This is a genomic window from Arthrobacter sp. V1I9 (assembly GCF_030817075.1).
Classification (GTDB): domain Bacteria; phylum Actinomycetota; class Actinomycetes; order Actinomycetales; family Micrococcaceae; genus Arthrobacter.
In genome coordinates this window covers 3,150,923-3,177,551 of record NZ_JAUSYU010000001.1, presented here as the reverse complement: position 1 = coordinate 3,177,551, position 26,629 = coordinate 3,150,923, and the positions used below count along the sequence as shown (strand labels likewise).

Annotated in this window: 17 protein-coding genes and 2 pseudogenes; 6 read left to right on the top strand and 13 right to left on the bottom strand. The window is 67.6% G+C overall.

All coding sequences use genetic code 11. The annotated features are described in order from the left end of the window. Positions 1 to 15: 15 nt before the first annotated feature. Positions 16 to 66, top strand: a pseudogene (locus QFZ70_RS19010) (DUF4188 domain-containing protein); the annotation flags it as partial. Between the two features lie 141 nt (positions 67 to 207). On the opposite strand, the gene QFZ70_RS14740 reads toward QFZ70_RS19010, so the two are convergent. After that, a complete protein-coding gene (locus QFZ70_RS14740; protein ID WP_307096666.1) occupies positions 208 to 1,743 on the bottom strand; it encodes a PLP-dependent aminotransferase family protein in 1,536 nt (511 codons plus the stop codon). Positions 1,744 to 1,804: 61 nt separating this feature from the next. Between QFZ70_RS14740 and QFZ70_RS14735 the strand changes: the two genes are divergently transcribed. Further along, positions 1,805 to 2,458: a YitT family protein gene (locus QFZ70_RS14735; protein ID WP_307096665.1), complete on the top strand. Its 654-nt coding sequence runs from the start codon at positions 1,805 to 1,807 to the stop codon at positions 2,456 to 2,458. A gap of 24 nt (positions 2,459 to 2,482) precedes the next feature. On the opposite strand, the gene QFZ70_RS14730 is transcribed toward QFZ70_RS14735, so the two are convergent. Genes QFZ70_RS14730 through QFZ70_RS14720 form a run of 3 tightly spaced genes read right to left on the bottom strand, consistent with a single transcriptional unit; the run spans position 2,483 to position 10,006 of the window. Beyond that, positions 2,483 to 3,313 carry an Fpg/Nei family DNA glycosylase gene (locus QFZ70_RS14730; protein WP_307096664.1) on the bottom strand — a complete coding sequence of 277 codons (831 nt, stop codon included), beginning with the start codon at positions 3,311 to 3,313 and terminating at the stop codon, positions 2,483 to 2,485. Then, on the bottom strand, positions 3,306 to 8,423 hold the full coding sequence (locus QFZ70_RS14725; RefSeq protein ID WP_307096663.1) for a DEAD/DEAH box helicase: 5,118 nt from the start codon (positions 8,421 to 8,423) through the stop codon (positions 3,306 to 3,308). Before QFZ70_RS14725 ends, QFZ70_RS14730 begins: the two co-directional genes overlap by 8 nt. A 56-nt stretch (positions 8,424 to 8,479) precedes the next feature. Continuing rightward, positions 8,480 to 10,006, bottom strand: coding sequence for an FAD-dependent oxidoreductase (locus tag QFZ70_RS14720; RefSeq protein ID WP_307096662.1), 1,527 nt, complete (start codon positions 10,004 to 10,006; stop codon positions 8,480 to 8,482). A 190-nt stretch (positions 10,007 to 10,196) separates the two neighbouring features. On the opposite strand from QFZ70_RS14720, the gene QFZ70_RS14715 reads away from it, so the two are divergent. Beyond that, complete coding sequence (locus QFZ70_RS14715; RefSeq protein WP_307096661.1) at positions 10,197 to 10,658, top strand: DUF4383 domain-containing protein; 462 nt, start codon at positions 10,197 to 10,199, stop codon at positions 10,656 to 10,658. 151 nt (positions 10,659 to 10,809) lie between these two features. Here QFZ70_RS14715 and QFZ70_RS14710 read toward each other — a convergent pair whose 3' ends face one another. The 4 genes from QFZ70_RS14710 to QFZ70_RS14695 form a co-directional block, all read right to left on the bottom strand. Continuing rightward, the gene (locus tag QFZ70_RS14710; protein WP_307096660.1) at positions 10,810 to 11,478 is read right to left on the bottom strand and encodes a DUF4232 domain-containing protein; all 669 of its coding nucleotides are present in this window, start codon (positions 11,476 to 11,478) and stop codon (positions 10,810 to 10,812) included. Between the two features lie 104 nt (positions 11,479 to 11,582). After that, positions 11,583 to 12,335, bottom strand: coding sequence for a YcnI family protein (locus tag QFZ70_RS14705; RefSeq protein WP_307096659.1), 753 nt, complete (start codon positions 12,333 to 12,335; stop codon positions 11,583 to 11,585). A gap of 95 nt (positions 12,336 to 12,430) precedes the next feature. Beyond that, a complete protein-coding gene (locus QFZ70_RS14700) occupies positions 12,431 to 13,057 on the bottom strand; it encodes a hypothetical protein (protein ID WP_307096656.1) in 627 nt (208 codons plus the stop codon). 131 nt (positions 13,058 to 13,188) lie between these two features. Continuing rightward, complete coding sequence (locus QFZ70_RS14695; protein ID WP_307096655.1) at positions 13,189 to 14,262, bottom strand: nitronate monooxygenase family protein; 1,074 nt, start codon at positions 14,260 to 14,262, stop codon at positions 13,189 to 13,191. 115 nt (positions 14,263 to 14,377) lie between these two features. Between QFZ70_RS14695 and QFZ70_RS14690 the strand changes: the two genes are divergently transcribed. Beyond that, positions 14,378 to 14,722: a hypothetical protein gene (locus QFZ70_RS14690; RefSeq protein ID WP_307096654.1), complete on the top strand. Its 345-nt coding sequence runs from the start codon at positions 14,378 to 14,380 to the stop codon at positions 14,720 to 14,722. A 166-nt stretch (positions 14,723 to 14,888) separates the two neighbouring features. Here QFZ70_RS14690 and QFZ70_RS14685 read toward each other — a convergent pair. Continuing rightward, a pseudogene (locus QFZ70_RS14685) lies at positions 14,889 to 15,167 on the bottom strand (substrate-binding domain-containing protein); the annotation flags it as partial. Positions 15,168 to 15,289: 122 nt separating this feature from the next. Between QFZ70_RS14685 and QFZ70_RS14680 the strand changes: the two are divergent. Next, positions 15,290 to 15,418 carry a hypothetical protein gene (locus QFZ70_RS14680; RefSeq protein WP_307096652.1) on the top strand — a complete coding sequence of 43 codons (129 nt, stop codon included), beginning with the start codon at positions 15,290 to 15,292 and terminating at the stop codon, positions 15,416 to 15,418. 21 nt (positions 15,419 to 15,439) lie between these two features. On the opposite strand, the gene QFZ70_RS14675 is transcribed toward QFZ70_RS14680, so the two are convergent. From QFZ70_RS14675 to QFZ70_RS14660, 4 genes are all read right to left on the bottom strand, one after another. Next, complete coding sequence (locus tag QFZ70_RS14675) at positions 15,440 to 17,425, bottom strand: serine/threonine-protein kinase (RefSeq protein ID WP_307096651.1); 1,986 nt, start codon at positions 17,423 to 17,425, stop codon at positions 15,440 to 15,442. An 85-nt stretch (positions 17,426 to 17,510) separates the two neighbouring features. After that, the gene (locus tag QFZ70_RS14670) at positions 17,511 to 21,830 is read right to left on the bottom strand and encodes an FtsK/SpoIIIE domain-containing protein (RefSeq protein WP_307096649.1); all 4,320 of its coding nucleotides are present in this window, start codon (positions 21,828 to 21,830) and stop codon (positions 17,511 to 17,513) included. Positions 21,831 to 21,891: 61 nt separating this feature from the next. Beyond that, positions 21,892 to 23,235 carry an ABC transporter substrate-binding protein gene (locus QFZ70_RS14665; protein ID WP_307096647.1) on the bottom strand — a complete coding sequence of 448 codons (1,344 nt, stop codon included), beginning with the start codon at positions 23,233 to 23,235 and terminating at the stop codon, positions 21,892 to 21,894. Then, positions 23,232 to 26,048, bottom strand: a complete 2,817-nt coding sequence (locus QFZ70_RS14660) for a hypothetical protein (RefSeq protein ID WP_307096645.1) — start codon at positions 26,046 to 26,048, stop codon at positions 23,232 to 23,234. The genes QFZ70_RS14665 and QFZ70_RS14660 overlap by 4 nt, the downstream gene beginning before the upstream one ends. 272 nt (positions 26,049 to 26,320) lie before the next feature. Between QFZ70_RS14660 and QFZ70_RS14655 the strand changes: the two genes are divergently transcribed. After that, positions 26,321 to 26,602, top strand: a complete 282-nt coding sequence (locus QFZ70_RS14655; protein ID WP_003803594.1) for a hypothetical protein — start codon at positions 26,321 to 26,323, stop codon at positions 26,600 to 26,602. Positions 26,603 to 26,629: the final 27 nt, after the last annotated feature.

Here is a 26,629-nt window from a genome sequence, read left to right as displayed (position 1 = left end):
GGTCGCCGCCGCTTTATGAAGGAAACGGCCGGGAGTGGCGACGTCGGTGTCTGGCATGAGACCTATCAGGTGCCCGCGTCCGGAATCGAGGTCATTTACAACGGAATGCCCCTGTTTGGGCTGGCCAAAGCCACCGCCCATGTTCCTGTTGGGGCGGCACCAACACGGCAAAGCAGCGCTTGGGCAGGTCGGCCCGGCCATCATCCGTCACGCAATAGCAACGGCGGGGGCGTCCTTGAGGGTCCGCCGGAGCTGGGGTGCAGCGTTGAGCCGGTCTTGAGCCGATCGCAGGGCCAGCACCGCAGCCTCCAACGTCTCCGGCGGCAGCGTAAAAGGTACCCGGAGGTAGCGCTCGAAGGCTCCGCCAACCCCGAAGCGCGGCCCTGCAGCCAACCGGATCCCGAACTCGGGGGCGATGACCGTGAGTGCAGTGCTGATCGGGGCGGGCAGCCTGCACCAGGCGGACAGGCCGCCGGAGGGGTACGCCACCTCCCACTCCGGCAGGTGCCCTGCCAGCAAATCCAGCAGGGCAGCCCGGCTGTCACGGAGCGCCGTGAGGCGGGCCGGCAGCGGCTCATCCAAGGCGCGGACCAGGTGCGCCGCGGCCAGTTGCTCCATGACTGGTCCACCCAGGTCCAGGGACGTCCGCGCCGCCGCGAACCGCTGGATGAGATCTTCCGACGCCCGGATCCACCCCGTGCGGAGACCGCCCCAGTGGGACTTGCTGAGTGAGCCGATGGTCACCACTGCAGGACTGAAGGCCGCCGCCGGAATCGTCCCCACACCGTCGAGGTTCAGTTCCCGCAAGGTCTCATCCACCACCAGTGTTGTTCCGGCCGCAGTTGCCGCCCTGACCAGATGGCGCCGTTGGAAATCAGGCATTATGTGGCCGGTGGGATTGTGGAAGTCCGGCACCACGTACGCGAGCTTGGGCCGCTGCTGCATCAGGGCGGCCTGCAGTGCCTGCAGATCCCAGGCCGAAGCGGTGAACCGGCCGCGGGCACCGTCCGTACCGGCTCCGTGGTTGCCCGTGAACGCCACCGGGACGGCCCGGCAGCCCGCTGCGCGGATGGCATCGAGCGCGTTCGGGTAGCTCGGGTGCTCCACGAGGACCCGATCCTGCCGGCCCACCAGGGCGCGGAGGACGATGTTCAGCGCGTGCTGTGCCCCGGACGTCACCAGGATCTGGTCCGCAGTAGTGGGTGCCCCGGCTGCCGTGTACCGTGCCGCCACTGCCTCCCGCAGGGGGAGCAGTCCCACCGCGTCATAGCCGAATCCCGGAAGCAGGGCCGGAAGTTCCGTGAGGGCAGCCGCGAACGCGCGGTGCACCACCTCGCCGCTGGCGGGAAGTGACGCGTACGCGAGGTCGATCAGTCCCGCCGGCGCAGCCAGTCCGGGGGCCGCCAGTCCCGGCCCTGCAAGCGCGGGACCAGGCATTGGGCCAGTGAGTGCGGCGGTGCCGGCTGGCGTCGTGCGCGGAATCCGGGTCCGGCTCCTGCTGCCTTGGCTGCTGGTGAGGAACCCCTGGTCGCGCAGTAGGCCGTAGGCGGCCGTGACAGTGGTCCGGCTGACGCCAAGCGATTCCGACAGGGCACGCTCGCTGGGCAGGGCGGCATCCAGGGCCACCCGGCCGTCCAGCACCAGGAGCCGTACGACGTCGGCCAGCTCGCGGTAGGCGGGCGAAGCACCGACGTTCCACGTGCCGAGGAGGCGGGCAAGGGCGGGCGCGCCAAGGGAAGTCATAAGGCCAGTATTTCAAACTGGCTATGTATTTCAAGGCCAGTTTTCTGCGAAAGTTGTTCCCATGCTGACCCGCAGACTCCTCCAGCTATTCCTCGGCCTCGCTATGTACGGCATTTCCCTCGCCCTGTTTATCCGGGCCGGGCTGGGCCTTGACCCGTGGGATGTCTTTCACCAGGGCGTGGCCGGCAGGACCGGGCTCAGTATCGGCCTGGTGGTCATTATCGTGAGCTTCCTGGTGCTGCTTCTCTGGATCCCGCTGCGGCAGCGGCCCGGTTTCGGCACGCTGTGCAACGCCGTGCTGGTGGGCGTCTTCGCGGACATCGGCCTTGCCCTGATCCCCGCTCTTTCCCACCTGGGTGGCCAGATCGGCATGCTGGCCGGCGCCGTGCTGCTGAACGGCATTGCCTCCGCCTGCTATATCGGTGCCCGGTTTGGTCCTGGCGCCCGCGACGGACTGATGACAGGGCTGGCAAGGCGCACCGGCTGGTCCGTCCGGTTGTCGCGCACCCTCATTGAAGTGGTGGTCCTGGCTGTCGGCTGGGTCCTGGGCGGTTCGGTGGGAGTAGGTACCGTTGTGTACGCCCTCGCTATTGGGCCCCTTGTCCAGCTGCTGCTCCCGGTGTTTATGGTGCCGGCTGCGCTTCCGGCGGTACCTTACCGCCAGGAGCACAACGGCACTGCCGCCGCACCGGAACCATTGGCCAGTAACGGCTAGCGCAGGCTTTCCACGGCGGGGGCCTTAGGGCAGGAGCGGCTGGCACTGCGGACAGAAGTAGATATCCCGTTCTTCCTCGCCGTTCAACTTCCCCAGCAGGCCGCGCCGGATGGGTGTCCCGCATTTGAGGCAGGGCTGGTGCTCCCTGCGGTACACCCAGTAGCCGGGCCGTCCGGCCATTCTCCCTACCGGCAGGCCTTTGGCGTTGAGGATGGTCACGCGGCGGCCGGGGCCGAGGTTCACTTCCAGCAGCTGCTTGGCGTCAGTCATCATGGTCCGCACATCCTCGACGGCGGATACCGGGGACGCCGGGTGCACTCCGGACAGGAAGCACGCCTCGCAGCGGTAGATGTTGCCTATCCCGGCGAGGTTGCGCTGGTCCAGGAGGGCGACCCCTATGGGGACGTCCGGGGCAGCGCGCACCCGCCGCTCCGCTTCATCCAGGTCCCAGTCCGGGCCCAGGAGATCGGGGCCAAGGAACCCCACAATGGAGTCCTCATTGGCCGTGGCCACCACTTCAACGATTCCCAGCGAGAACCCGACGGCGTCCGCCACAGGTGTGCGCAGCACGCACCGGGCCGTGTAGCCCGGTTTCCGCCACCTGCCGCCCGGCGGATAAACCTGCCAGGTGCCCTCCATTTTCAGGTGCGAATGGATGGTAAGTTTTTTGTCCTCCGGACCCTCCACCCGCATGAGCAGGTGTTTGCCGCGGGCCAGGACTTCCGCCACCGTCCAGCCGGCCAGGTTCAGCGTGGCGAAGCGGGGCACTCGGAAATCGGATGCAACGAGCTTCTGCCCCGCCAGGGCCTGGTGCAGTTGGTTGGCGGCGCGCCAGACCGAGTCCCCCTCAGGCACGGATCCTCAGTCCCTTCGGCGTGGAGTAGGCGCCAGCAGAGCTGAGGGCTGCGGCAATAGGCGTGTCCAGGATTCCGTGCCCGTTGACCTTCTCCATGATCAGTTTGTCCACGGCGCCGCGGGTCACTACACCCACCAAAGCCGTACCTGCTGCGGCGAGGATGGCGTCGTCGTCGCTGAAGGCCAGCAGGGTTTTTCCGCCGCGCTCCACGTAGAGGACCAGTGACCCGTCCACCAGCACCACCAGTGCTCCCGCCTTCCGCCCCGGGCGGTGGCCGGTTCCGGCTTCGTCATGGAGGGCGGGCCAGGGGAGGGCGGCCCCGTAGGGGTTGGCGGGATCGGTGGCGGCCAGGGCGAGGGCGACAGGTTCGGGCTTGTCGAGCTGCGAGTCTTCTGAGTATGAACGCAGCCGGTCAACGGTGGCGGGGACGGCGAACTGGGCTGCTCCCAGGTGTTCGATGAAGTAGCCGCGGCGGCAGCGGCCGGCTTCCTCGAGCCTGGCCAGGACCTTGTACATCAGGCCGAATCCGCCCAGGATCTGTTCTGCCATCACCGAGCCGCGGGTGACCACACCGTAGCGGTCAAGCAGGAGTTCGGCCGTGGCCCGGGCATGGATGGTGGGATCCAGTTCGGGCTGCGGAAGGGCGGACCAGCGGCCTGCCGCCATGGGAGGGGTGGCCGTGCCTGCTGACGTGCCGTAGCGTCCGCTGCCCCCTCCAGCCGAGCCCAACAAGCCGGTTCCGTGGGAGCGGCCCAACCGGCTGAGGCGCGGAGTCCTTGCCCGGGGCGCGCGGGCAACCTGGCGGTGTGCGGTGTGCCCGCCGGCGATCAGTGCCCGGACGGGGGCAAAGGTGTCCCCGGTGATGCGGCCCGCCCACGCCAGGTCCCACAACCTGGTGACAACCTCCTGGTCACTAAGAACCGCGTCCATCCCGCCGGCCACCTCGGTCAGTTGCCGGAAAAAGTAGCCTCCGCCGTTGTTGCGAAGGTGGTCCAGGAGCCGCAGCTGGGCGTCGCCCGGTTCGTAGTCAATGGCCGGATTCAGCGTCAGTTCGGCGGAATCCGCCAGGTGCAGGCTGATCCAGCCGTCGTTTCCGGGCAGGGCTCCTGCTCCGGACCAAAGAACCTCGCCGGTGGCCATGAGTTCGTCGAGCATGGCCGGCTGGTAATTGGAGACGCGGCTTGCCAGGATCAGGGGCTCCCAGGCCGAAGCGGGAACCGGAACTCCGGAGAGCTGGTCGATGGCCGTGACGATGCCGTCCAGCCCGCGCAACGAGGGCTGGCCGCGGCCCGCGCCCGGCGTGCGGACGTGCTGCCAAGCGGGCAGGAAGCGGCCGTAGGCGGACGCATCCACAGGTTCCACCTCTGCCCGCAGCGCTGCCAGGGAGCGGCGCCGCAGCTTGCGGAGGACCTCAGCATCGCACCACTCACTGACCGTGGCGGGAGGCGGTGCTTCAGGTGCTGCAGGTTCCTCCGACGGCGCCTGTGCCGGCGATTCAACGCCAGCTTGAAGAGCGGTGTCGGCGGTGCTTCCGTTATCAGTGGCACTTGCATGGGGCCGGAACTCGCCTTCCACCACCCGCCCATCCGCGGCCAGGCGCTTCAGGGCTGTGCTGACCACTGCCACGCCCAGGCCAAGCCGGGCGGCTGCTTCGGCCGCGGTGAACGGCCCGTGGGTACGGGCATAGCGGGATACGAGGTCACCAAGGGGATCCGCCACGGGCTCGATAAACGCGAGCGGGACGCCCATGGGAAGGGGCACACCGATGGCATCGCGAAGCCGCGCGGCGTCCTCGACAGCCGCGTAACGTTCCACGCCGCCGATGTTGACTTTGATGGCGCGGTTGGCGCGCTGCAGCACCAGCAGGTGTCCGGTGGCGGTCTCAGTGCTGGCAGGCGGCAACTCGCGTGCCGGCGCCTGGCCAGCTGCGTCCGCCGCGAGCTCGGCGTCTGTAGGTTCCCCGACAGTCTCTTCCGTGGCCATCGGTGCTTCTACAGCCGGCACCTCTGCAGGGGGTGCAGCGGCCTGTAATTCCGGGGCCGCGGCTTCCTCGCTTTGGAGTCTTGCTGCCGCTTCCTCCGGCGCAAGCGGACCAAGGAGCCGGAGCAGGTCCGCGACGCCCTCCACCCCGCGCGCCCGCCGGTCCGGTGCCAGGCGCTGGAGCTCCCGTTCGGTGGCGTCGATGACCCTGGCGTCCAGCAGTTCGCGCAGCTCGACGCGGCCCAGCAGTTCGTTGAGGAGGGTGGAATCGAGGGCCAGGGCAGCGGCACGGCGCTCCGCGAGGGGAGAATCGCCCTCGTAAAGGAACTGTGCAACGTATCCGAACAGGAGTGACTTCGCGAACGGCGACGGCTGCGAGGTAGTGGTCTCCACGATCCGCAACTCCCGCCGCTCCACGGACGCGGCAATGTCCTTCAGCGCCGGGAGATCGTAAACGTCCTGCAGGCATTCCCGGACCGTTTCCAGCACGATGGGGAACGTGGGGTATTTCCGGGCCACGTCCAGCAGCTGGGCGGACCGCTGCCGCTGCTGCCACAGCGGCTGCCGCTTGCCGGGGGTCTGCCGGGGAAGCAGCAGGGCACGGGCGGCGCATTCACGGAAACGTGAGGCGAAGAGCGCGCTGCCGCCTACTTCCGCCGTGACGATCTGTTCCAGTTCCTCGGGATCGAACAGGAACAGTTCAGCCCCCGGCGGCTCGTCCTCCATCATGGGCACGCGCAGCACAATGCCGTCGTCGGCGGCCATGGCCGAGCCGTCCATCCCATACCGCTGGTGGAGCCGCTGGCCCACCGCAAGCGCCCAGGGCGCGTGCACGGGCATGCCGAAGGGGCTGTGCAGGATCACCCGCCAGTCGCCCAGTTCGTCGTGGAAACGCTCCACCACCAGGGTGGTGTCACTGGGCACAACCTCGGTGGACTGTTTCTGTTCACTGAGGTACTGGATCAGGTTGTTGGCGGCGAAGGCGTCCAGGCCGCTGGCCTGGCAGCGCTCGGTGGCGGGCCCGACGTCGGACGCAGACAGTTCCCGCACGAACGCACCGAGGGCGCGGCCCAGGTCCACGGGCCGGCCGAGCGAATCGCCTTTCCAGAACGGAAGCTTGCCGGGCTGGCCGAAAGCGGGGGAGACCAGCACGCGGTCATGGGTGATGTCCTCGATCTTCCAGCTGGTGGCGCCCAGGGCAAAGACGTCGCCCACTCGGGATTCGTACACCATTTCCTCGTCCAGTTCGCCCACCCGCCGGCCGCCCTTCGGGGCAGGCGAGGGCTTGCCGTCGGAGGAAGGCGAAGCCGATCCCTCCACCTCAGTGCCGATGATGTACACGCCGAAGAGCCCGCGGTCCGGAATAGTGCCACCTGAAGTGACTGCCAGGCGCTGGGCCCCGGGCCTGCCTTCGATGGTGCCCGCGTTGCGGTCCCAGACGATTCGAGGACGAAGCTCGGCGAACTCGTCGGATGGGTAGCGGCCGGCGAGCAGGTCCAGGGTCGCCTCGAATGCTGACCGGGGGAGGGACGCGAACGGGGCCGAGCGGCGGACAATGGCAAACCATTCCTCAACATCGATGCTGCCCAGTGCCGTGGCAGCTACGGTCTGCTGCGCCAGGATATCCAGGGGATTGGCCGGGATGCTGAGGCGCTCGATCTTCCCGCCCAGCATCCGTTCCACGGTGATGGCTGTGTGCACCAGGTCCGCCCGGTGCTTGGGGAAGAGGACGCCTTGGGAAACTTCCCCCACCTGGTGGCCGGCGCGGCCCACCCGCTGGAGGCCGCTGGCCACCGACGGCGGAGATTCCACCTGCACCACCAGGTCCACCGCGCCCATGTCGATGCCAAGTTCCAGTGATGACGTGGCTACAACGCAGCGTAGCCGGCCGGATTTGAGGTCGTCCTCAATCAGGGCGCGCTGGTCCTTTGAAACGGATCCGTGGTGGGCACGGGCCAGCACGGGATCTGCTCCGGCGGAGGTTCCCGCCTGGGCCATCATGTGCGCCGGCGTTGCTGTAGATACCGGCGTTCCGGCCGCTGCGTTGAACGCCGCCGGCCCGGCAGGGACAGGATCGTCCCAGCCCCCGCCTTCCGCCATCAGCTGCCGTTCCACGTAGATCTCGTTAAGGCGTGCCGTGAGCCGTTCGGACAAGCGGCGGGAGTTGGCAAAAACGATGGTGGACTGGTTGGCCAGCACCAGGTCAACGATCTTTTCCTCCACGTGCGGCCAGATCGACGCCTGTGGCTGCAGGCCGGAGGCCGGGCCGGAGTCGAACGCGCCCGCGGCGCCCTGGAGGTCCGACATGTCCTCCACCGGCACGGAGACGGTGAGGTCCCAGTTCTTTTTGGCCGGCGGGGCAACGATTTCCACGGGCGCGGCGCCCGCCAGGAACTGCGCCACCAGTTCCCTGGGTTCCACGGTGGCCGACAGCCCGATCCGCTGGGCCGGTTGATGCAGCAGGGCATCGAGCCGCTCCAGGGAGACGGCGAGATGGGCTCCGCGCTTGGTCCCGGCGACGGCGTGGACCTCATCGATGATGATGGTGTCCACCTCGGCGAGGGTCTCGCGGGCCTTGGAGGTGAGCATCAGGAAGAGCGATTCCGGCGTGGTGATCAGGATGTCAGGCGGGTTGGTCAGCAGCGCGCGGCGGTCCGCCGTGGTTGTGTCCCCGGACCGGACACCCACGGTGATCAACGGTGCCGGGAGCCCGAGCCGCTTCGCGGTCTGGGTGATGCCGATGAGGGGGGAGCGGAGGTTCCGCTCCACGTCCACGCCGAGGGCTTTCAGGGGTGAGATGTACAGGACGCGGGTCTTGCGTTTGGGTGCCCGGGCGCGCCTGCCTTTTGCAGGTGCCTCCGGCACCTGCGTCCCGGGGGCAGCCGTGGCGGAGGAAGCGAGCAGCCGGTCCAGCGCCCAGAGGAACGCGGCGAGGGTCTTGCCCGAGCCGGTGGGAGCCACCACCAGTGCGTGCGACCCCGAGGAGATCGCCTGCCAGGCGCCGCTCTGCGCCGGTGTCGGCTCTGAGAAGGCGCCGAGGAACCAGTCGCGTGTTGGCCTGCTGAACTGGGCCATGGGAGTCAGCACGCCGTTGTCCCGGCCTCCGGCGGTGGGCTGTTCCTGCTTCATGCCTCCATCATGCCCCAGGCCACCGACACTGGTGACGGCCTCCCCTTTGCCTTGGCTCAAGCCTTTCCTGCGGCCGGCAGGTCCTTGGTGGCCGGACCTTCAAGGCGCTTTCCGTCACTGTCGAAGCGGGAGCCGTGCAACGGGCAGTCCCACGACCGCTCACTGTCATTCCAGTGCAGGATTCCTCCCAGGTGCGTGCAGACGGCCGACAACTTGCAGGTGGTGCCGTCAACGGTCGAGATGGCGACCGGTTTTGATCCCTCGCGGTAGACCCTGCCCTCACCTTCGGGCGGAACCACCGGGGCTTGTGCGGGCACAGGCTCTTTCCCGTCCTTCCGCAGGCCCTCGGCGGCCACCTGCCCCCAGCCAGTAGCGAGCTTGGCTGCCACTCCGGCATTGAGCGCGACGGCGGAGAAGGCGCCGGAGGGTGAGGTGACCCGGTGGTGGATGGTGTTGGCCCACGGCACGTTCCCGCCCAGGATGTCAGCCGAAATGCCCACGGCGGCTGCCACGGCATTGGTCATGCCCCACTTGTTGTAGCCCGTGCCGAAGTAGATGTGGCCCTTGCCCCGCGGGAACTTGCCGAAGAAGGGCATGAGGTTGGTGGGCATGTAGTCCTGCGCTGACCAGGTGTGGGTGGCAACCGCGCCGGGGTAGTGCTGCACGGCCCAGTCCAGGAGACTGCCGAGATGGTGTTTCTCGGAACGTGCGCGGCCCACGTGGTGTCCGTGCCCGCCCACCAGGAGCAGCCGGCGGCCGTCCACCTCGTAGTCGCGCAGCGAATGTGTGGGCTGTTCAACCGAGAGGTACATACCAGGGGGAGGAGTCTGGTCCTCCTGCAGCTGCAGTGCCGCCGCATAGGAACGGCTGGGCTTCAGCTTGGCGAAGTAGAGTCCACGGTCCAGCACCGGAATGCCGGTGGCAAGTACCACTTCGTTGGCGGTGACGGTGCCCCGGTCTGTGTGGACAGTGGCCGGGCTGGCGCCAGTGACATCCTGCAGCCGTACGCCACCCACGATTGAGCCGCCACGGCCGCGGATGTCGGACACCAAGGTGTCCAGCACCTCCACGGGGTTGATCTGCGCCTGGTCCGCGAGGCGTACGGCGCCGTGGACGGGAAACGGCAGCCCGGGATCGCGCACGTATTCCATGTCCAGTCCTGCGGTGGTGCCGGCGCTGACCTCTTCTCGGAGCTTTTCCGTCCCCTGCGCGGACGCCGCGTATGTAAAAGCGTCCCGGGTCTGGAAGGGCACCCTGTGTTCTTCGAGGTACCGCAGCAGCCACGCCTGGCCCTCGCGGTTGGCATCCACGTACGCCTGCACCTGCTTCTGTGAGTACTGGCGGGCCAGTTGCGACAGGAAGGTGCCCTGCAGCAGTGTCACTTTGGCGGTGGTGTTTCCGGTGGTCACGGCACCGGGATGGCGGGCCTCGAGCACCAGGACGTTTTGCCCCGAGCGGGCCAGCAGGAGTGCGGTTACCAGGCCGGTGAGTCCGGCGCCGGCCACCACGGTGTCATAGCTGCTTCCGGGCTCGAACGGATCCGAAGTGAAGGTCTCCGCGCGGTCCAACCAAATCGACGTCATCCCTGCTCAGCCTGCCTTTTGGTCCATGCCCTTGCGGGCTATTTGTGATGGGTCTGTTATAGATCCTGATCTATGCGTGGCGTAGTTGCTAAGTATACTTATGATGTCGGTGTTTAAGTCTATGGTTCAGGCGCGACCCGGCAGCCAGATGTGAACGTTTACGACAACAGCAGGAGTAATCATGACAAGCATGAGTTCCGACGGTCGCACCGGAGGCCGGACAAACATCCAAAAAGCTGCCCTTGCCGTGGGCGCAGTGTTCCTCCTGGTGGGCGTCCTGGGCTTCATTCCGGGCATCACCTCCAACTACGAAACCATGGGCTTCGCGGGGCATGAATCAGAGGCCCTGCTCCTGGGTATCTTCCAGGTGTCGATTCTGCACAACATCGTCCACCTGCTGTTTGGCGCAGCCGGCATCGCCATGGCCCGCAGCGCTGCGCAGTCCAGGAACTACCTGCTGGTGGGCGGCGCCATCTATCTGGTCCTCTGGCTCTACGGCCTGCTGATCGGGCATGACACGCCGGCTAACTTCGTCCCGGTAAACGCCGCGGATAACTGGCTGCACTTTGTCCTGGGACTCGGCATGATCGGACTGGGCGTGGCCCTTTCCCGCGGCAATGCACGCGCGGGACGCACCACCACCGCACACTAACTACCTCAACAAACGCCTCCAAGGGGCGGAACCAACCGCAGGCGGCCCGGCACCTTGCCGGACCGCCTGCAGTTGTCTGTGCACTTATCCAGGCGCCGATGCGGCCGGGGAAATGCGGGAGGAAGCGGATGGGGCTCCAGCCGGAATGCCTCTACGCGGGCTGGAAAGCCCCAATGGTCAGCAGCGTGATATCAGCGTTGCTGCAGGCCTTCGTCGGCTGGGGAAGGAACAGGGAGGCTCTGTCCTCCGGTGGGTATATCCGGTAGCCGGCGGCATCCACCATGGTGCAGTCGGGGTAGTTCCCGGCCTGCGTGTAGCGCAGGACTGCCGAGCCTGTCTGGCCGGGTGCGAGCAGGACGTCGGCGGGTGCAGTGGCTTCGTCGCGGATGGCCGGCGCGCCAATGGGGGCGCCTGCAGCATCAGCGGCGAGGGATACTCCGGCAAAGCCCCGCAGGACACAGGCTTCAGAGCCCGTGTTGGTGAGGTTGAGCTTCATGTAGACGCTGCCCGCTGCTCCGCCGCCTGACGCGTCCGTTGCGGCCGAGAGGCCCGCCGCCTTGCAGAGGCCGGGGCCCCCAGTATTCGCCGTGGCCGGCGCCCCGCTCTTGGGCGTAGCCGGAGCCGCTGCAGATGGCGTTTCCGCCGGCGTCGCTGGCGCCGCCGGCGAGGCGGACGTCGCGTCGGGGCTGGCAGACCTGGTATCCGGCACCGTGGTCGCCTGCGTTTGCGGCTGGCTGGGGCCGCAACCGCTGAGCATCAGGGCAGCCGCAGCGGCCGCCGTCGTTATAACCAACCCGTGTGATATTCGCTGAGACCTCATGGCACCACCTTTGCGGCAGTGCGTGGCCGCGTCAATGCTGCCACGAGGCGGGCGGAGCTTTTTGATGCCCGGATCGTGATGATCCGGGCATCAAAGCCATTGTTCTACCTGTCGGATGACCTTGCCGCGTTGCGGCGCGCACCGCTGCGCAGGAAGGCCGCGCCACCGAGCACCAGGCCACCGACGCCCGCTGCCAGTCCGGCCCAGCTGCGGGCATCCGCCCCACTGTCCGTTGCGGACGCCTGCTCTGTGGCGGGGCTTTCGGTGGTGTGCGATGTTGCCGCGCTTTCGCCGTGTCCATCGGTGCTGGCTGCTGGGGTGATCGTGACCGACGGCGCAGGTGCCTCAAGCGAGTGCGGGTCCTGGCCGTCCCTGGCGATCTCGGACCAGTCCGTCTGCCCGGTTTCGCAGCTCTGGAGGGTGGGGAAGTACAACGTGGTGCCGGCTGCATCAGGAAGTTTTACGGAGAGCACCAGTGCATCCCGCAGTTCGTGGGCCAGTGGTGATTTGGCCGTGTAGACGATCTGGCTGGTCCGCTTGGTGATGGACGTTCCGTCGGCGAGTTTCTTCGGCTCGGGGAGCTGCTCGGTAACCTTCTCCACCGTCCAGTTGGGGTTGACGGTGGGCTGTGCATCGTTCAGTTCCTGCGGCAGCGTGATGGCAACCTTCGTGGTGCCGGAGGTGTCACAGCCGTGCGGAATGCCGAAGGTGAGCAGGGCGTAGGAGTTGGCGGCTGTTTTGTCCGGCGTCACACCGACATGTGCCGAGGCTCCGCCCGCGGCCGTGAGCAGCAGGGCAGCTGCGCCCCCGGTGACGGCGGCAGTTTGAAGGGTACGGCGAAGAGCTGAGGTGTTCATGGGTTTGCCTTTCTGGCGTGCTCACCTTTGTGGCCGGAGCTTGGCCGGGAGCACGAAAGTATTGGTGCCGCCGCTGCAGGAGGTGCGGTGGCGCTTCAGCTGGGAAGTGCGACGGCGGAAGGCGGGCCGCGCCGGCTGTCTTGCCGGAGGTTGCGCCAGGGACGCAGCGGGGCACTGAAGGTGCGGAAGGCAACCAGAGCCGGAGGGCCGTCGTCCGGCGACACCGCCTGGGGGAGGGCTGCCAGGGGCCGGAGCCAGGCGGCCAGCGCCCACAGGGCTGCTTCGCCCTTGGCCAGCAGGAGTGCGCAGCCCAGCGTCGCCAGGGCGTGCGCGGCCAGCATCAGGGGCCCGGACGCAGGGCCGGCTCCGTGGAGATGGGCCGCTGCGGGAGCCAGGATGTCGGCGCCCGGACGGTGGCCGTCATGGGAGGTGGCGGCGGCCGGTGCTGCCCCTGCGGCTACCGTGCCGAAAGCGGCAAACAGTTTGTGCAGGGCCAGTTGCCCGCCGCCCAGCAGGGCGGCCATGGCAGGAAACCCGAGCCGCAGGCGGGTGGCGGTGGTGCTGCCAAGGGCGGTCAGGGCCAGGACTGCCAGCAGGATGGCCGGGGCCGGGAGCTCTCCGCCGCCGGCAAGGTGTGCTCCGGCGGCGAGGGTCAAAATGACTGTGGCCACGGCGGACGAGCGGAGGAAGTGGAAGGGCGTCCGCGGACGGTGCGTGCGCACGGCCTCTCCCTTCCCGGTTACCGGACCGGCGCGGGCGTGCGGGGCCGGTCAGGTGTTAGTTGTTCAGATTCTAGCGGTGATCCCTTGGCGGCCCCGTGCCGGCGTTACGTAGACGGCGGGCGGCATGACAGTCAGTGGGTGCCCGCCAGCAACTCGGCAAGGACTTCCGCTGCGGTTTCGTGCCGCAGCAACGGCGCGGATTGCCCGGCCCACAGGGACATAAGTTCGGTGTTTTCCCTTTTGGCGGCCTCGGGCCGGAACCGGCCCGTCAGCCAGTTCTGTACCGGGAAGGGGGCTACTGTGCCGCCCTCTTCAAGCTCGGCAATGATGCGGTTGGGAATGCCGCGGGCCAGCCGGCCGCTCAGGGTCCGGGTCAGCACCGTCTGTGCTGCTGCGTTGCTGCGCAGGATGTTCCGGTAGGCGGGCACGGCGGCTGACTCCCTGGTGGCCAGGAACGCCGTTCCCACCTGCACAGCCTTGGCTCCCAGAGCCATTGCTGCCGCGAAGCCGCGGCGGTCTGCGATTCCACCGGCCGCGATCACGGGGATGGAAACGGCATCGGCCACCTGCGGGACCAGGGCGAACGCTCCGACGAGTGACTCCTCCGCGGGCTTCAGGAAGGACACCCGGTGGCCGCCGGACTCCATTCCGCTGGCTACCACGGCATCGACGCCGCCTGCCTCCAGCGCCACAGCTTCTGCAACGGTGGTGGCCGTGCCCACGACCTTGATCCCGCGGCGGTGTGCTTCTTCCACAACGGCCGGAGCAGGCACGCCGAAGACAAAGCTCACGACGGCGGGGCGCGCCTCCATCGCCGCTTCCACCTGTTCGCCGTAGTCGGGCATGTACCGCGCGGGCATGTCCGGCAGGGGAATGCCCAGTTCCTCGAAGTACGGCTTCAGGGCGGTCGCGTAGCGGTCGAACTCTTCCTGTGGCAGGGCTGGTGTTTCACTGCCATTGGGCACCCAGAGGTTCAGGGCGAAGGGCTTCGCTGTGGCGGCGTGAAGCTCGGCGGCGGTGTTGCGGATGGCGCCGCCGTCGTACCCGTACAGGCCGTAGGAACCCAGCCCGCCGCCGTCGCTCACTGCTGCGGTGAGCTGTACGGAGGAGACGCCGCCGAAGGGGCCAAGAACCACGGGAGCGTCGATCCCGAAGAGTGTCGTGACCCTGCCGGCGGAGGTGGAAGGGCGGGGGTGGGCGGTCATGGCAGCTCCCGGTGGGTCGTGTGGTTGGGCTCTAACCCAGTCTTGCACTATGTACCCTCCCGAAGGGGCGACGCTAGACTGCTGGCGTAGATGTCGGCGACCCAGAGGAGTAGTTATGGAATACACCCGCAACCAGCAGGAAAAGGCCGTCACCGCCGGTGACCTTGGCCGCAGCCATGTTGGCCAGACCATCAGCTTCCAGCCGAACGAATTCACCGTTGTCTTTGGCAAGATCGCTGGAATCGCCCGGACGGAGGCCATGGTCTACCTGTCCCTGGAAGGTGTGGGGAACGGCACCCACCTGAAGGATGAATACGACCTGCCGCTCACGCATGAGGTCTACCTGCCGGTGGATGTCCTCACCAACGCCGAATCCACCATCAAGGATTTGTTCGGCAAGGTCCAGGAGAACCTGCGCGGGTCCGGCCATAAGGGCGAGGACCAGACGGACCGGCTCTAGCGGAACCCGTCAATCGAAGCCCCAGCGGCAGTCGCCGCTGGGGCTTCTTTGTCCCGCCACCCTGAATCCCACGGAGGAATGGCAACGGATCACGGCGATCCTTGAAAACTCCGAAAATATGCGTCGGTTGCTCCATGAGTGCCCTTTTGGAGGCTGGAAAGGGCTGCTACGGAGCAACCGATGAGGTGGGTGCCGATGCAGTGGAACCCCTGACTGTGAGGTGCGTGGGCATGACCGAGCGGCTGCGGTTTCCGCCGCCGGCCAGGGGGTTGAGCTGGGCCAGGAGCACGGTCACTGCCACCCGCCCGGCCTGCTCGATGGGCGAGCTCAGCGTGGTGAGCGGGGTATTGCAGAAATCGGCACCGAAGATGTCGTCGCAGCCCACAATGCTCATGTCCTCCGGAACGCGGAGCCCGCGCTTACGCAGCCGCTGCAGCATGCCAATGATGGAATCACCTCAGCCGGCTGGGACGAGGCCATCCGCGAGTTCAATCGCGCGCGGCCCGGGTCCGGCGCACCGCCCGTGTATGGGGTGAGTCCTGGCACGTCTCGGGTCTGGCGCGCATATTGCGGAACCTGTTGTTCAAGAGCCGGAAGGACAACAACTTCCAGTACAACGACTGGCTGTACGGGCAGGACGGCGACGGCGTCTCCGCCATCACTCCGAAGCGGGTTGCGGAGGGGGCGGCCGCGTAACCCGCTGGGCAAGAAGGGATGTTATTCGTTGGAGTTCTCCCGCGAGGTGATGCCGAAGGCTGGGGACTGCAGCTCGGTGAAGTTTCCAACGCTGGCGCGCACGGTGCACTGTGGCGTAATTTGCAGGGCCGTCACGGTAAGGCCGGAACTGTCCACGGCCAGCGCCCCGCCGCACCCATCCGAGAACCGTAACCCTTTCTCACCGCCGGTCACTGCCGTGAGCATCTGTGAGGGTTTGCCGGAGGCGGGACTCATGTAAAGCGGATTCAGCTCATCAACGCCGCTGGCCCACACCGGCACCAGGGTGATCTTCAGGGGACTCGGCGTCACCACACGGGCCGGAGTTCGTATCTCCACCCCCTTCAGGCGCTGGACGGGGTAAGACGTGCTTTTGACTGCTGCGTCCTGGGTAGCGGCAGCCGTGGCCTCAGACCCGGCCCGCAGCCAGCCGTCCAGTGCTCTCTGGTCTGAGGGCGCCACCGGCACCTCGGCCGTCACCTGGACAGACCCTCCAGCCGGGACCTGCATCCCCGCGAGCTTCCACCCGCATTCGACGTCAAGGCCGGTAATGGAAGCCTGGTTGCGGCTTACCGACGTCCCCTCCCATGTGACGGCCGGGCAAGCGTCCCCCTCGGACAAGCCCGGGATCACCTCAAGGAACTCGCCGGACAACGGCGCCTTTTGCGCGGCATACGCGACCGTCAGGCGGACCAGGCCGGACGACGGGTCATAGGAGGCGCCCCGCGAGATCGTGAGGCCCGTGGGAAGCGGTGTGTCCTGCAACTGCGAGGACAGTTGGGAGCCGCCGCCACCGTGCGACGCCTGCTGGCTGGGTGGAGCAAGGACAACGAACCCCACGACCATGGCAACAAGGAGAAGTGCCGCGGTGCCGGCCAGCAGCAGTGCTTTGCGCGTGCGCCAGAACGGTGTGGCGTCCATCTCCTCGGGCCGGGCGTCCGCCTTCGAGCGCACGTCCCGGCGCGGGAGCGGACGCGCAATGGTGGCGCTGCCGGCCTCACCAAGGTTGGGAACCGCCACGTCCTCCTCCCCCGGCGGGGCGGACGCCAGGGCTGCGGGGTCAGAATCAGTAAACGCAGCCCCGCGGACCACTGTGGCGGGGCGTTCGACGTCGTCGAAGTCCTCCGGACCTTCCTCCCGGGGAAGCGGTGCGCTGCCGGCAACGCGGGGAACGAGGCGACGGAGGGTCGATGCTGCATCAGGGGCCGCCGGGCGCCGGGCCGGGTCTTTGGACAGCAGGACATCGAGAATGTTCCATACCGGGTCGTCCACAGGAATCCTCGGCGGGCGGGAGGAAACATGGCGGTAGGCGACGCTGAAGTCCGTCCCCGGCCCGGCAAAAGGTGTCCGCCCCGCAAGCAGTTCGTAGAGCAGGACTCCTGCGGAATACACATCGCCCTCCGGACCGGACCTGCCCTGGCTGATGAGCTCCGGAGGCATGTACTGCGGGGTACCGATGAGGCCTGTCGTCTGGCGTATTCTCTCGCCCACCACGTCGGAAACGCCGAAGTCGGAGACCCGGACGTCGCCTGGGCCGCAGTCTGGCCAGGGCCGGGCGAGGAGCACATTGTCCGGCTTGATGTCGCGATGCGTAACGCCCCGCGAGTGGGCGAAAGCGAGCGCATCGAACACTTCGGCGGCGAGGCTGAGCGCGTCCGCGGGACGCAGCGGGCCCGCCTCCTTCACTGCGTCACGCAGTGAGCCGCCGGCAACGTAGTCCATAACGATGGCCAGCCGCGGACCCTCCACCACCATGTCCCGCACCGTGACGATGCGCGGGTCCTGCAACCCCAGCAGCACGGAACGTTCCCGGACGAACCGTTCAACCAGCGAGGGATCGTCGGCGTGTTCCGGGCGCAGGACCTTCGCGGCCAATGTCCGGCCATCGGCTGACGTCACGGTCCACACTTCGCCGACGGCGCCGGAACCCACCCGCTCGCCGAAGCGGTAGGACGCGCCGAGCGCCTGGCCAGTTTGTGCGAATTGCATACCGTTCTCTCCAACGCAGTTGATCTGGTCTTTCACGGCGCCCCGCCGTCCACCTACTCCTGGCGCCCCCTCCGGCCGCCGGGGATCAGCTCTCGGCGCTGACCGACTGGATCAGCGCCATCTGTCCGCCGGCCCCGATGTAGCCGCGGCCGGTGGTCATCGCCACGGGTGCCTTGCGCGGGAGGACGACGCCGAGCAACTCCCCGTCGTAATTTACGTCCGGTTGAAGCAGCACGCCCAGGCGCGACTTGCGGATCGTCTTGGTCCAGTGACTGTACAGCCCGCGCAGGTCCGCAGCACGCCCCGCCGCGATGACGCACAGCCCCGGCTGCCCGGATGCCACCACCCCCGCAATCGATTGATCGGCGTCCTCGAAGCGCTCGGCGTCGTCGATCAGCAGGAACACCGTAGCGCGCTCCAGCCGCAGGGAGGCCAGCAGGGCCGGCACGTCGTCTGCGCCGACTGCCACGCGGTCGAGATCCGCGAGAGCCAGGGGCGAGCGGCGGTCGTAGATGCCCCATACCTGGGCCGGTCCCTGGGCAGTGGGCGCGCCGCGCAGGGCCGCGGCCAGGGCCAGCAGCAGTGTTGACTTCCCCGAACGGGCCGGCCCGGCGACCAGCGCGTGCTCACCCTCGTAAACTTCCAGGAACGCCGGGGAGAGGTCCGCCTCCTGCATGCCAACGGGGATAAGCCAGGGCTCTGCCTCCAGTTGGGGTTCCACGCCCAGGTCCAGCATGGTGACGTCGGAAGGCAGGCGCCGGATCGCGGCGGTCTTTCCCGGAACATGTGCCCAGCTCTGCCGCACCCGGTCCACCGCTGCCTCTAACCCGATACCGGGCGTGGCCACGTGCATCTGGAGCGAGGTGCGCGGATCCACGCAGCGTCCCGGAAGCGCGGCGGGAATTGCCCTGCCCCGGACGCCGAGCGAGGAATAGTCGTAGTTGTCGGCCAGCCGGAAAAGCCACCGCTGCAGCGTCACCTCATTCATGGCTGACGGCACAGCTTTGGCGCGTGTGGTGGAAACGGCGAAGGACAGGCCCAGAGCCGGGCCGTCAGCGTAGGCGCGGTACAGGAGGGCCAGCAGTTGCTGCCCTTCGAAGTCCTGGAACTCGTCCCGCAGGGAGGCAAGGCCGTCCAGCAGCACCACGGCGTGGCGGTGCTTGCCCGGTGCAGCGCGGCGGCTCTCCAGTTCGGTATGCAGGTGGCGCAGGAAGCGGGCCTGCTGCTCCTTGGCGCCGGCACCGGTCCCCACGTAGGCGACCGTGTGGGGCAGGCGTTCCAGCGCCTCAAGCTCACGCGAGCCCAGGTCGAGGATCATCAGGTCCAGCTCGGCCGGATCGGCGTCCCTCGCCAAGGTCAAGGCAATCGAGGCCAGCGTGGTGCTCGTTCCTGAGCCTGCCACGCCCATAAGCATCAGGTTTCCCGCGGACATATCCCACCCCGCGGCGAACTGGCGCTGCAGATCGGGTTCGTCCACGAGGGTCACAAGGACGGAGGAACCCCGGACGCCGCCCACCACCGGCAGGGGCAGTGCTGCAGGATCGGCGGCAGCATGGACCCGAGGCCCGGGGTGGCCGCTGTCCTGGGCCGGAAGGAAACCCTCCAGCTCCACCCGTTCGCCCAGGGCCTCTGGCCAAACCTGACGAGGAGCGGCGTACCCCTCCTCGTTGTTGGCGGCCACCACCGCGTCGATGAGGAGGTCCAGGTCGTTGTCATCCACAGCCTCAGGCCGCGGCGCAGCCACCGCGGGGGCGGGGACGCCGAACTGGATAATATCCCGCACCTCGACGGCGGCACCCCCGCCCGCCTGCGCCTGTCCGGTCACCAGGGCAGTCTGCACGGGCGTGATGTCGTCCTGGCCCAGTTTCACAAAGGCCCGGCCCATCTGGGCCCTGCCAATCGCCGATGCGGCAGGCACGCCGATGACGTTGTTGGAGTCCTCCCGGCTTTGCACACGGAGCGCCACCCGAAGGTTCGTGTTCGCGAGGATGTCGTCACTGACGACGCCCGCCGGCCGCTGCGTCGCCAGGATCATGTGCACCCCTAGCGTCCGGCCCACTGCGCCCACGCTCACCAGGGCCTTGAGGACGTCCGGGAAATCCTTTGCCAGCATGGCAAACTCGTCGATCACAAGCAGCAGCCGGGGCATGGGCTCGGCCGGGTTTGTGGCCAAATAGGCGTTCAGGTTGTCGATGCCTTCGCCGGCTCCTGCAAAAACCCGCTGGCGGCGCTCCATCTCTGCCTCCAGGGCGCGGAGGGCGCGATCGGCGAGTTGCTCGTCCAGGTTGGAGATCGTGCCGATGGTGTGCGGAAGGCGTTCGCACGCCTTGAACGCCGCCCCGCCTTTGAAGTCAACGAGGATGAAATTCAGGCGGGTGGGGTCGTTGCGCGCAGCGAGGCCGGCAACGAGCGAGCGGAGGAACTCGGACTTGCCGGAACCCGTTGTGCCGCCGACGAGGCCGTGTGGGCCGTCTTTGACCAGGTCCAGGGTCAGCGGCCCGTTTTCCCCTGTGCCGATAGGTGTGGAAACCCCCGTGGGGGACTGCCACAGGTGGCGGATGGTGGCTGAGTCAGGGCGTTCGTAGCCAAGGAGTTCGGGCAACCGTACGAGAGAGGGCAGCGAGGCGCCGGGCACGTTCAGCTCCGGATCATCGAAGCGCGCCAGGCGGAGGGCGCAGCGCAGGGCCTCGTCCTCATCAAGGCCTGCCAGGATGACATCCTCCACACGGGTCAGGTCCTGCGGCTGGTCCACCGTGGCCGCGGAATCCGCTCCCACCCTGATGATGGTGGTGCAGGAAGCGGGCAGCTGTTCTTCGGAGGCAGCGAGGACGATGCCTGCCACCCGTGCCGGGCGCTGCTGCGGGTTCAGATGGACCCCGGGCAAAGAGCGGCCCATCCCTAGCAACGCGCGCGCCGGGGCATCCCTGCCCTCGGTGAGCACTTCGGAGTCAAGGACCACCAGAAGCGCCGGAGTGGGCAGTTCCTGGACGGTGTCCTTGAGTGTGCGCAGCATGGCGAGGCTGGTCTCGCGGTGCGCGGACATCCATCGGTGGCCCGTGCTGCTGCCGGCTTGGCGCGTGTGCGGAAGCCACGAAGCCCACTCCCACTCGTCGGCGCGGCCCGCGTCGCAGAAAACGCCGATCGTCAGGTCCGCCGGGCCAACGTGCACCGCTGCCTGGGCAACAAGGGATCGCGCGAGGGCCAAGGCTCCCTCCCGGGGGCCCACCATTCCCACCACACCAGCATCAGTGAGGTCCACCAGCACGGGCGCAGCCTGCAGGCGCGCGGCCGCGAGGGAGTCCTTCACCTTTTCATCCAGCCGTGATCCTGCCGTGCGGTCCACCTCCGGCTTCCAGGGGACGTCGCCTGTGCCGGCATGCAGGGCAAGGAAGTCGTCCGCGTCGGCGCGGCGCTGCCACAGGGAGGTAGCGGGGAGGGCCGGACGGCGCACTACGGTGGCTGGGTCGGGAATGATCTGATGCCGCCGGGCGGTTTCCGCCTCGCCGGCCGTGCGCATTTGCTGTTCAAATTGCTCGAGCGCCGAGGCGAAGCGCTCGTCCTCTTCCTTGACGCCCCGAACATGACGCCGCTTTTGTTCAAACCACATGCCCACGGCCATCACCGGGCTGAGCATGGCGAACATCGCGAAGCGCATATCTCCGAGGATCAGCACCATGGCCACGGCCATAACGAGGGGCGCCAGCACAGTGATGTAGCTGAACTTGTTGGCCGGCGGAACGTCCTTGCGGCTTGGCGGGACCAGTGGGTCGCCTGCCGGGGCCCGGCCGGGACGGGGCGGCCGGTTAAAGGGCGCAGTTGCCGCCGGTGTCAGATTGTGCAGGCTGCCAGGGGCCGGGGCGGGCGTCTCATCCAGTGACGGGCGCAGGAGGAGCACGGTGCCGCCCGCCGTGATGGTGGCCGTTTCGGTGACCAGGATTCCGTCTTCTGCCACCAATTCGCCGTTGACGAGGGTGCCGTTCGTAGATCCGCCATCCAGCACGCGTACCCCGTCTTCCTCCCGGCGCAGGCGGAAATGGTCCCAGGACGCGCTCTCCGTGGGAAGGCTGAGATCGGCGTGGGGCGACCGGCCGATGAGCATCTCGCGTCCCCGCGGGACCTCAACGACGGTTCCGGCGCGATGGCCGCCGGCAAGGGTCACGCTCCAGCCCTGTACGCGGTGCGGCGTTTGCCACGGCGCCCGCGAGATGCGACTGCCTTCCAGGAGGACCAGCTCCGAGACAGGGGTTGAACCCCGTACCTCGGCCTCGTTCACGAACACCACCTCTTCGGACGCAAGGCGGGGCCCGCCGGCGGCCTCTAGTAAGTCCGTCAGCGTCGTGGCCGGTGCAGCGCGCGCCACCTCGCATTCAAGGCGGCTCCCGTCCAGGTCGATCAGCACACGCACCGAGGCGCTCCTTCATGGTGGAATGGCCCGGCCCTTCAGAGGACGGGCCGGGACGGGATGGTCAGGGGCCGGCCGGGGGCGCCGGCACCCAAACGAGCCGCGGAGCGTTCTCGTCCGCCGGGCGGAGGCCCAAGTCCTGGGATGAAGCATAGACCGGTACTGCCGCGGCCTTGAGTGCTGCAGAGCGGGAGAAGTCCAGGGCGGGCCCTGCGATTCCCTCGCCTGGGCCAAACGACATGGTGCCCAGCGCCGCCCCGACCCTGGCGGGATCGCCGGTTCCGGCCAGCGCCGCCGCCTTTACAAGGGCGACGACGGCGTCGTGGCTGCCTGTGTCCACTGCCCAGGCGTCAGCCGAGAAGGGAGCGTCGCCCGTCAGGTTAGTGATCTCGGAATTGCTGGACGCCAGGCGGACGGCGGACAGGAAAGCGGACATTCCGCGCCCCTGGGCGTCCTGCTGGAGCGCAGCGGCATCGCCCCCTGTAGGGGAATAGCTGACCAGCTGGCCGGAAGCGGTGCCGTCGACTTCGGCGAGAGTGGACGTGAAAGCGGGGGCGGTTGCCCCGTCCGGCAGGACCAGGGGAACAGACACATTGCGGGACTGCAGGGCTTGGACCAGCCGGGCCAGCCGCTGCGGGGTGGCGGCGGAGACGATCACGGCGTCGGCCGCTTCGGCGACCGTTGTGGACGCGGCGCCTGCGGGAGCGTCTTCGGCAGGCGGGCGCAGCTGGTCTCCCGTTTGGATTGCGGCTTCCCGGGCCAGGCCCATTACGTCTTCGAACGCTTTGCGGCTAATCGTTTGGGAGATCTGCACCGATGGGGTTTGGCCGCCGTCGTTGACGAGCAGCACCCGTTTCTTGCCCTCCAGCGTGGTTCGAAGGGCGGCCTCGACGGATGCCCGCGCCGGCCACATGGTCCAAGTGGCCGGCGCGGGCTCGGCCGGTTCGGCGTAGGGCAGGATCGCCGGGAGGCCCAGCTCTCCTGCGGTCTTGGCTGCGGCCCTGGCCTGCGGTCCCGTGCTCGCCACGATGACACCGGACGCTCCCTGTTCCGCCAGCGCTTGGACGGCGGCGCGGGCACCTTCCTCCGTACCACGGTCGTTTTGGGCCGAAAGGGCGACGGTAATGCCGCCCTGGGCGAAGCGTTCTGCGGCAACGACAGCACCCTGCGCCGCCCGGTTGTATTCGGAGCCGGGCTCGCCGGACTGGCCGAGCGTCAGGACGACGCCGATGGAGAAGTCCTTCGGCACGCCGTCAGCGGACAATGCCACGGGAACTGTGGCGGCCACGGGGTCGGGGCGGGGGGCCGCCGTGGGGCGAATCAACGTCATCGCCAGGGCGACCGCAGCCGCGACGACTACAGCCGCCCCCGCGGTGACCAGGATGAAGAGCCTGCTGCGGGGGATCATGCACGGCCGCCGATCTTCAAGGTGTACAGGGTCTGCGACGTCGCACCGGCCGGGACTTCGAGATGGAATGGCGGCAGTTCTGCGGCCGCGGCAAGTGAAGCCTTGAACTGTGCCTGGCGCAGCAGCAGCCCGGCCACATCGCGGGAGCGGATATTCGCATACCCTTCAGCGTTCTGCGAGGCCAGGGCCAACTGGTAGTCGGCAGTGTCAGCCTTGGCGGCGCTTGTGGCCATGGAGCCGAGCAACCCGGATCCGTTCACCGCGCGGTCGCCCAGGTCGAGCATCACTTTGCCAAGGCTTGAGGACAGCAGGGCGTTGGCGCCCTCGACGTCACGGGTGGAGCCGGAAGTGCTCGACGCGATGCTCGCCAGCGAGGACTGGGTGCTCTTGGCCAAGGACGCGGCCAGGGCGTCGCTCTCCCCGAGCAGTTCGTCGCGCTGCTTGTCCACTGTGCCGCCGGCGTCGTTCACCACTTCGTTAGACGTGGATTTCAAGCCGGAGATGGACCGGTTGAAGGCCGTAATGACTGCCTCGGAGCCCGCGTCGCCGATCTCGGCCACCTGGCGCACTTGGTCGTCCACGGTCTTGTAGACCTCAGCGGCGGTTTCAGCTGAGACTTCCCGGAGGGACTGCTTGACCTTGTCGCCCAGCCCGTCCTGCTGCTCCTTCAGCTTTACGAGCGTCGAACCGACACTGCCGGAGGAGTCGATCGCATCGCCGAGCTTGGCGTGCAGGGCTTCAAGACCGCGCTTGGTGCTGCTGACGCCGCCCGTTGCGGCGCCGTCGAGCTTTTTCGCGGTTTTGCTGATATCTGCCAGCTTGGCGTCGACGTCGTCGATCGTGGTTTCGAGGGTGGTGAACGCCTGGCCGATCGCCTCATCCGGGGCGGTGGTATCAGTGGCCGCAAGGACCGCGTCCCAGGCGCCCGCCTGGGCCTCCAGCCGGGCATCCAGGGGTTCCTTGAAGCCCAACGGCGGGTTCAGCTCCTGCGCCGGGTTTCCGCTTTCATCCGTGGGCTCGCACGGAGCGGACGTCAGGTAGGAGCGCAGCTGCTCGGCTTGCTTGGCGGACAGTCGGCCTTCGCGGGGGACGGCGCCGTCGGCGATCCTGCACAGCTCATCGGCGAGCCTCTGGGTTTGCTGGGTCATTGAGCCGTTAAGCAGCGAGCTGTCACCCAGCTCGCCCCGGGCGTTCGTCGCAGCCTTCTCGACGTCGAGCAGCTTCTGCCGGAGGCCGTCGATGCTGCTGCGGGCCAAAGCGGCCGCGTCCCGGGTTGCGGCGACGGAGGCCCGGGCGGACTTGATCGCTTCGTCCACGTTCGCGAGGGCAGTCTTGTAATCCTCGGTGGTCCCGGCGCCGTCGAGGACCGCGGCGAAATCTGCGCGCAGTTTCTCCAGTGTGGCGGCGGAGGCCTCGTGGTCCTTGATGGCGCCCTCGACCATCTGTGGCTGCAGGCCCGCCACGAGCTCGTCGCCCTTCTTAACCAGGCCCAGCAGCGCGCCGGTGACGGTCACGGCGGAGCCGTAAAGGGAGCAGGTCATGGACCCCTGCTCCGCGCACTCCTCGGCGGTGGGGTTCTCAGGGCCCATGGTGGCCTCAATGGCGCCCGCCACGGTGTCGCGGCAGCCCGCGCTCACCTTCGCGTAGGCGTCGAGCTGCGATGCCATGGTCAGGACACTGGAGTAGACGGTGGCAGATGTTGCCGACTTGGGAACCTCGGCGGCACAGCCCTCGCCGTTGATGGGGACTGCAGGGGGCACAGCCGAGGTGTCGCCGAGCATCGAGTCGACGGCGGAGACGGTCTGTTTGAGCTGGGACGCAGTAGTGGACTGTGTTGTCGTCGTTGCGGACTCCAGGTCGGCACCGAGCGCCCTTAGCTGTTCCTTCAGGCCCGACATGGTCGCGGCGAGCGCCTGGGAGTTGTCGCGTAATTCCCCTGCGGTCTTGACGCCCAGGGTCTGGGAGGTCGCCTGGAGGTTCCGTCGAACCTCGGTGATGGTGGATCCGGCCTTGGTCAGCACGGTGTTGACGTCGGAGACCAGCGAGATGGTGCGGCGCTGCAACTCCATTTCGGAGCCTGCACCGGAAGAGAAGGCACTGGCGATGACGCCATTGGCGCTGAGGTCGGTGTTGAGGCCGGGTTGGACCGCCACGTCGAAGTCGGGTACCTGGAAGTCCTCCACGTCGGCGACGAGACGAAGTGTGGTACTGGCGCCTGAACGCGGCGGAGCCAGCACTGTGGCCCATTGAACGACAGTGGCGCCGTCTTCCGAGTTACTCAGGACGCCGTTCGTACCCGATGCGCCGTCGGCGGCGCCCGGCGTGACGTCGTCTGCCCTTACGCCGGCGAGTTTGGCGGAAGCCGCGATGGTCAGGGGTGCACCGACGAGAGCGGTGTCAGCGCGGCTTTGGCCGGCGGCGTCGTACTCGACGACGCGGGGCCCGACTGTGAGGTTTTCAAGGGTTAGCCTGATTTCGACCGGCCCGGTGTGGCCTTCAAGCTCGGCGAGGTCGGCGCCCGACTTGTCCCCGGCCCGGTACTGCAGGCTCACCCGCACGGGCAGTTCCCCGACGACCTCTGCTACGTCGTACTTTGTTTCCTCGGCAGAGGATTCGCCGGCCGCGGATACCGAGATGGTGGTGCCTTCGACAGTCTCGACTCCGGCGGCGGGGGACAGGCCTACACGCACGCTTTGGAGGAGCTTCACGGGGTTGGACACCGGCTCCGGCTTGGGAGTCGGGGTGCACGACGTCGTCGCTATCAGCCCGAGGGCTAGAAGGAAGCCGCCCAGCGCGCCGTCCCGGCGTGACAAGGCGCCCCGTGGCGTGCTGGTAGGTATAAGTTCGTTTGGGCATGCGGTCCCCTTTTCCGTTCGCTGTGCCTTGAGCATGATACGGGGTTGCCCTCGCGAATGGACTAATCCTTTACGCCAAGATCATGCGCGTAACGCAGTTGTAAGACGAGCGCCACATTTATTTCTCTTTTTGTTGGATTTATTCGGCTGTGTTGGTAGCGTCAGGTTCGTCTGATCGCCGGGGTAAGGTGTTCGGCGGTAATTACGTTGTCTTTGGGGAGGAATTTTCTATGTCGCGTGTGTTGTCTACTGAGCAAGCGAAAGCTGCGATCGGGCAGGTGCAGTCGATCATCAACGGTGGGTTTACGGACCAGATCTCGGCGTTGGATGCGCAGGGGCGGGTCTTGTCGGACCCGAATGTTTGGGATGGTCCTTTGGCTGCCCAGTTCCGTGGTTCGACGTGGCCGGAGACCAAGGCTGCTTTGGATAAGGCCAAGGAAGAGTTGGAGCAGCTGCGGGGGCAGTTGCAGAAGATCTCGCAGGACATTTTCTCCGCCGGCGGCGGCGCCTAGCCTGTTTTTGCTGGCGTGAAGGCCGGG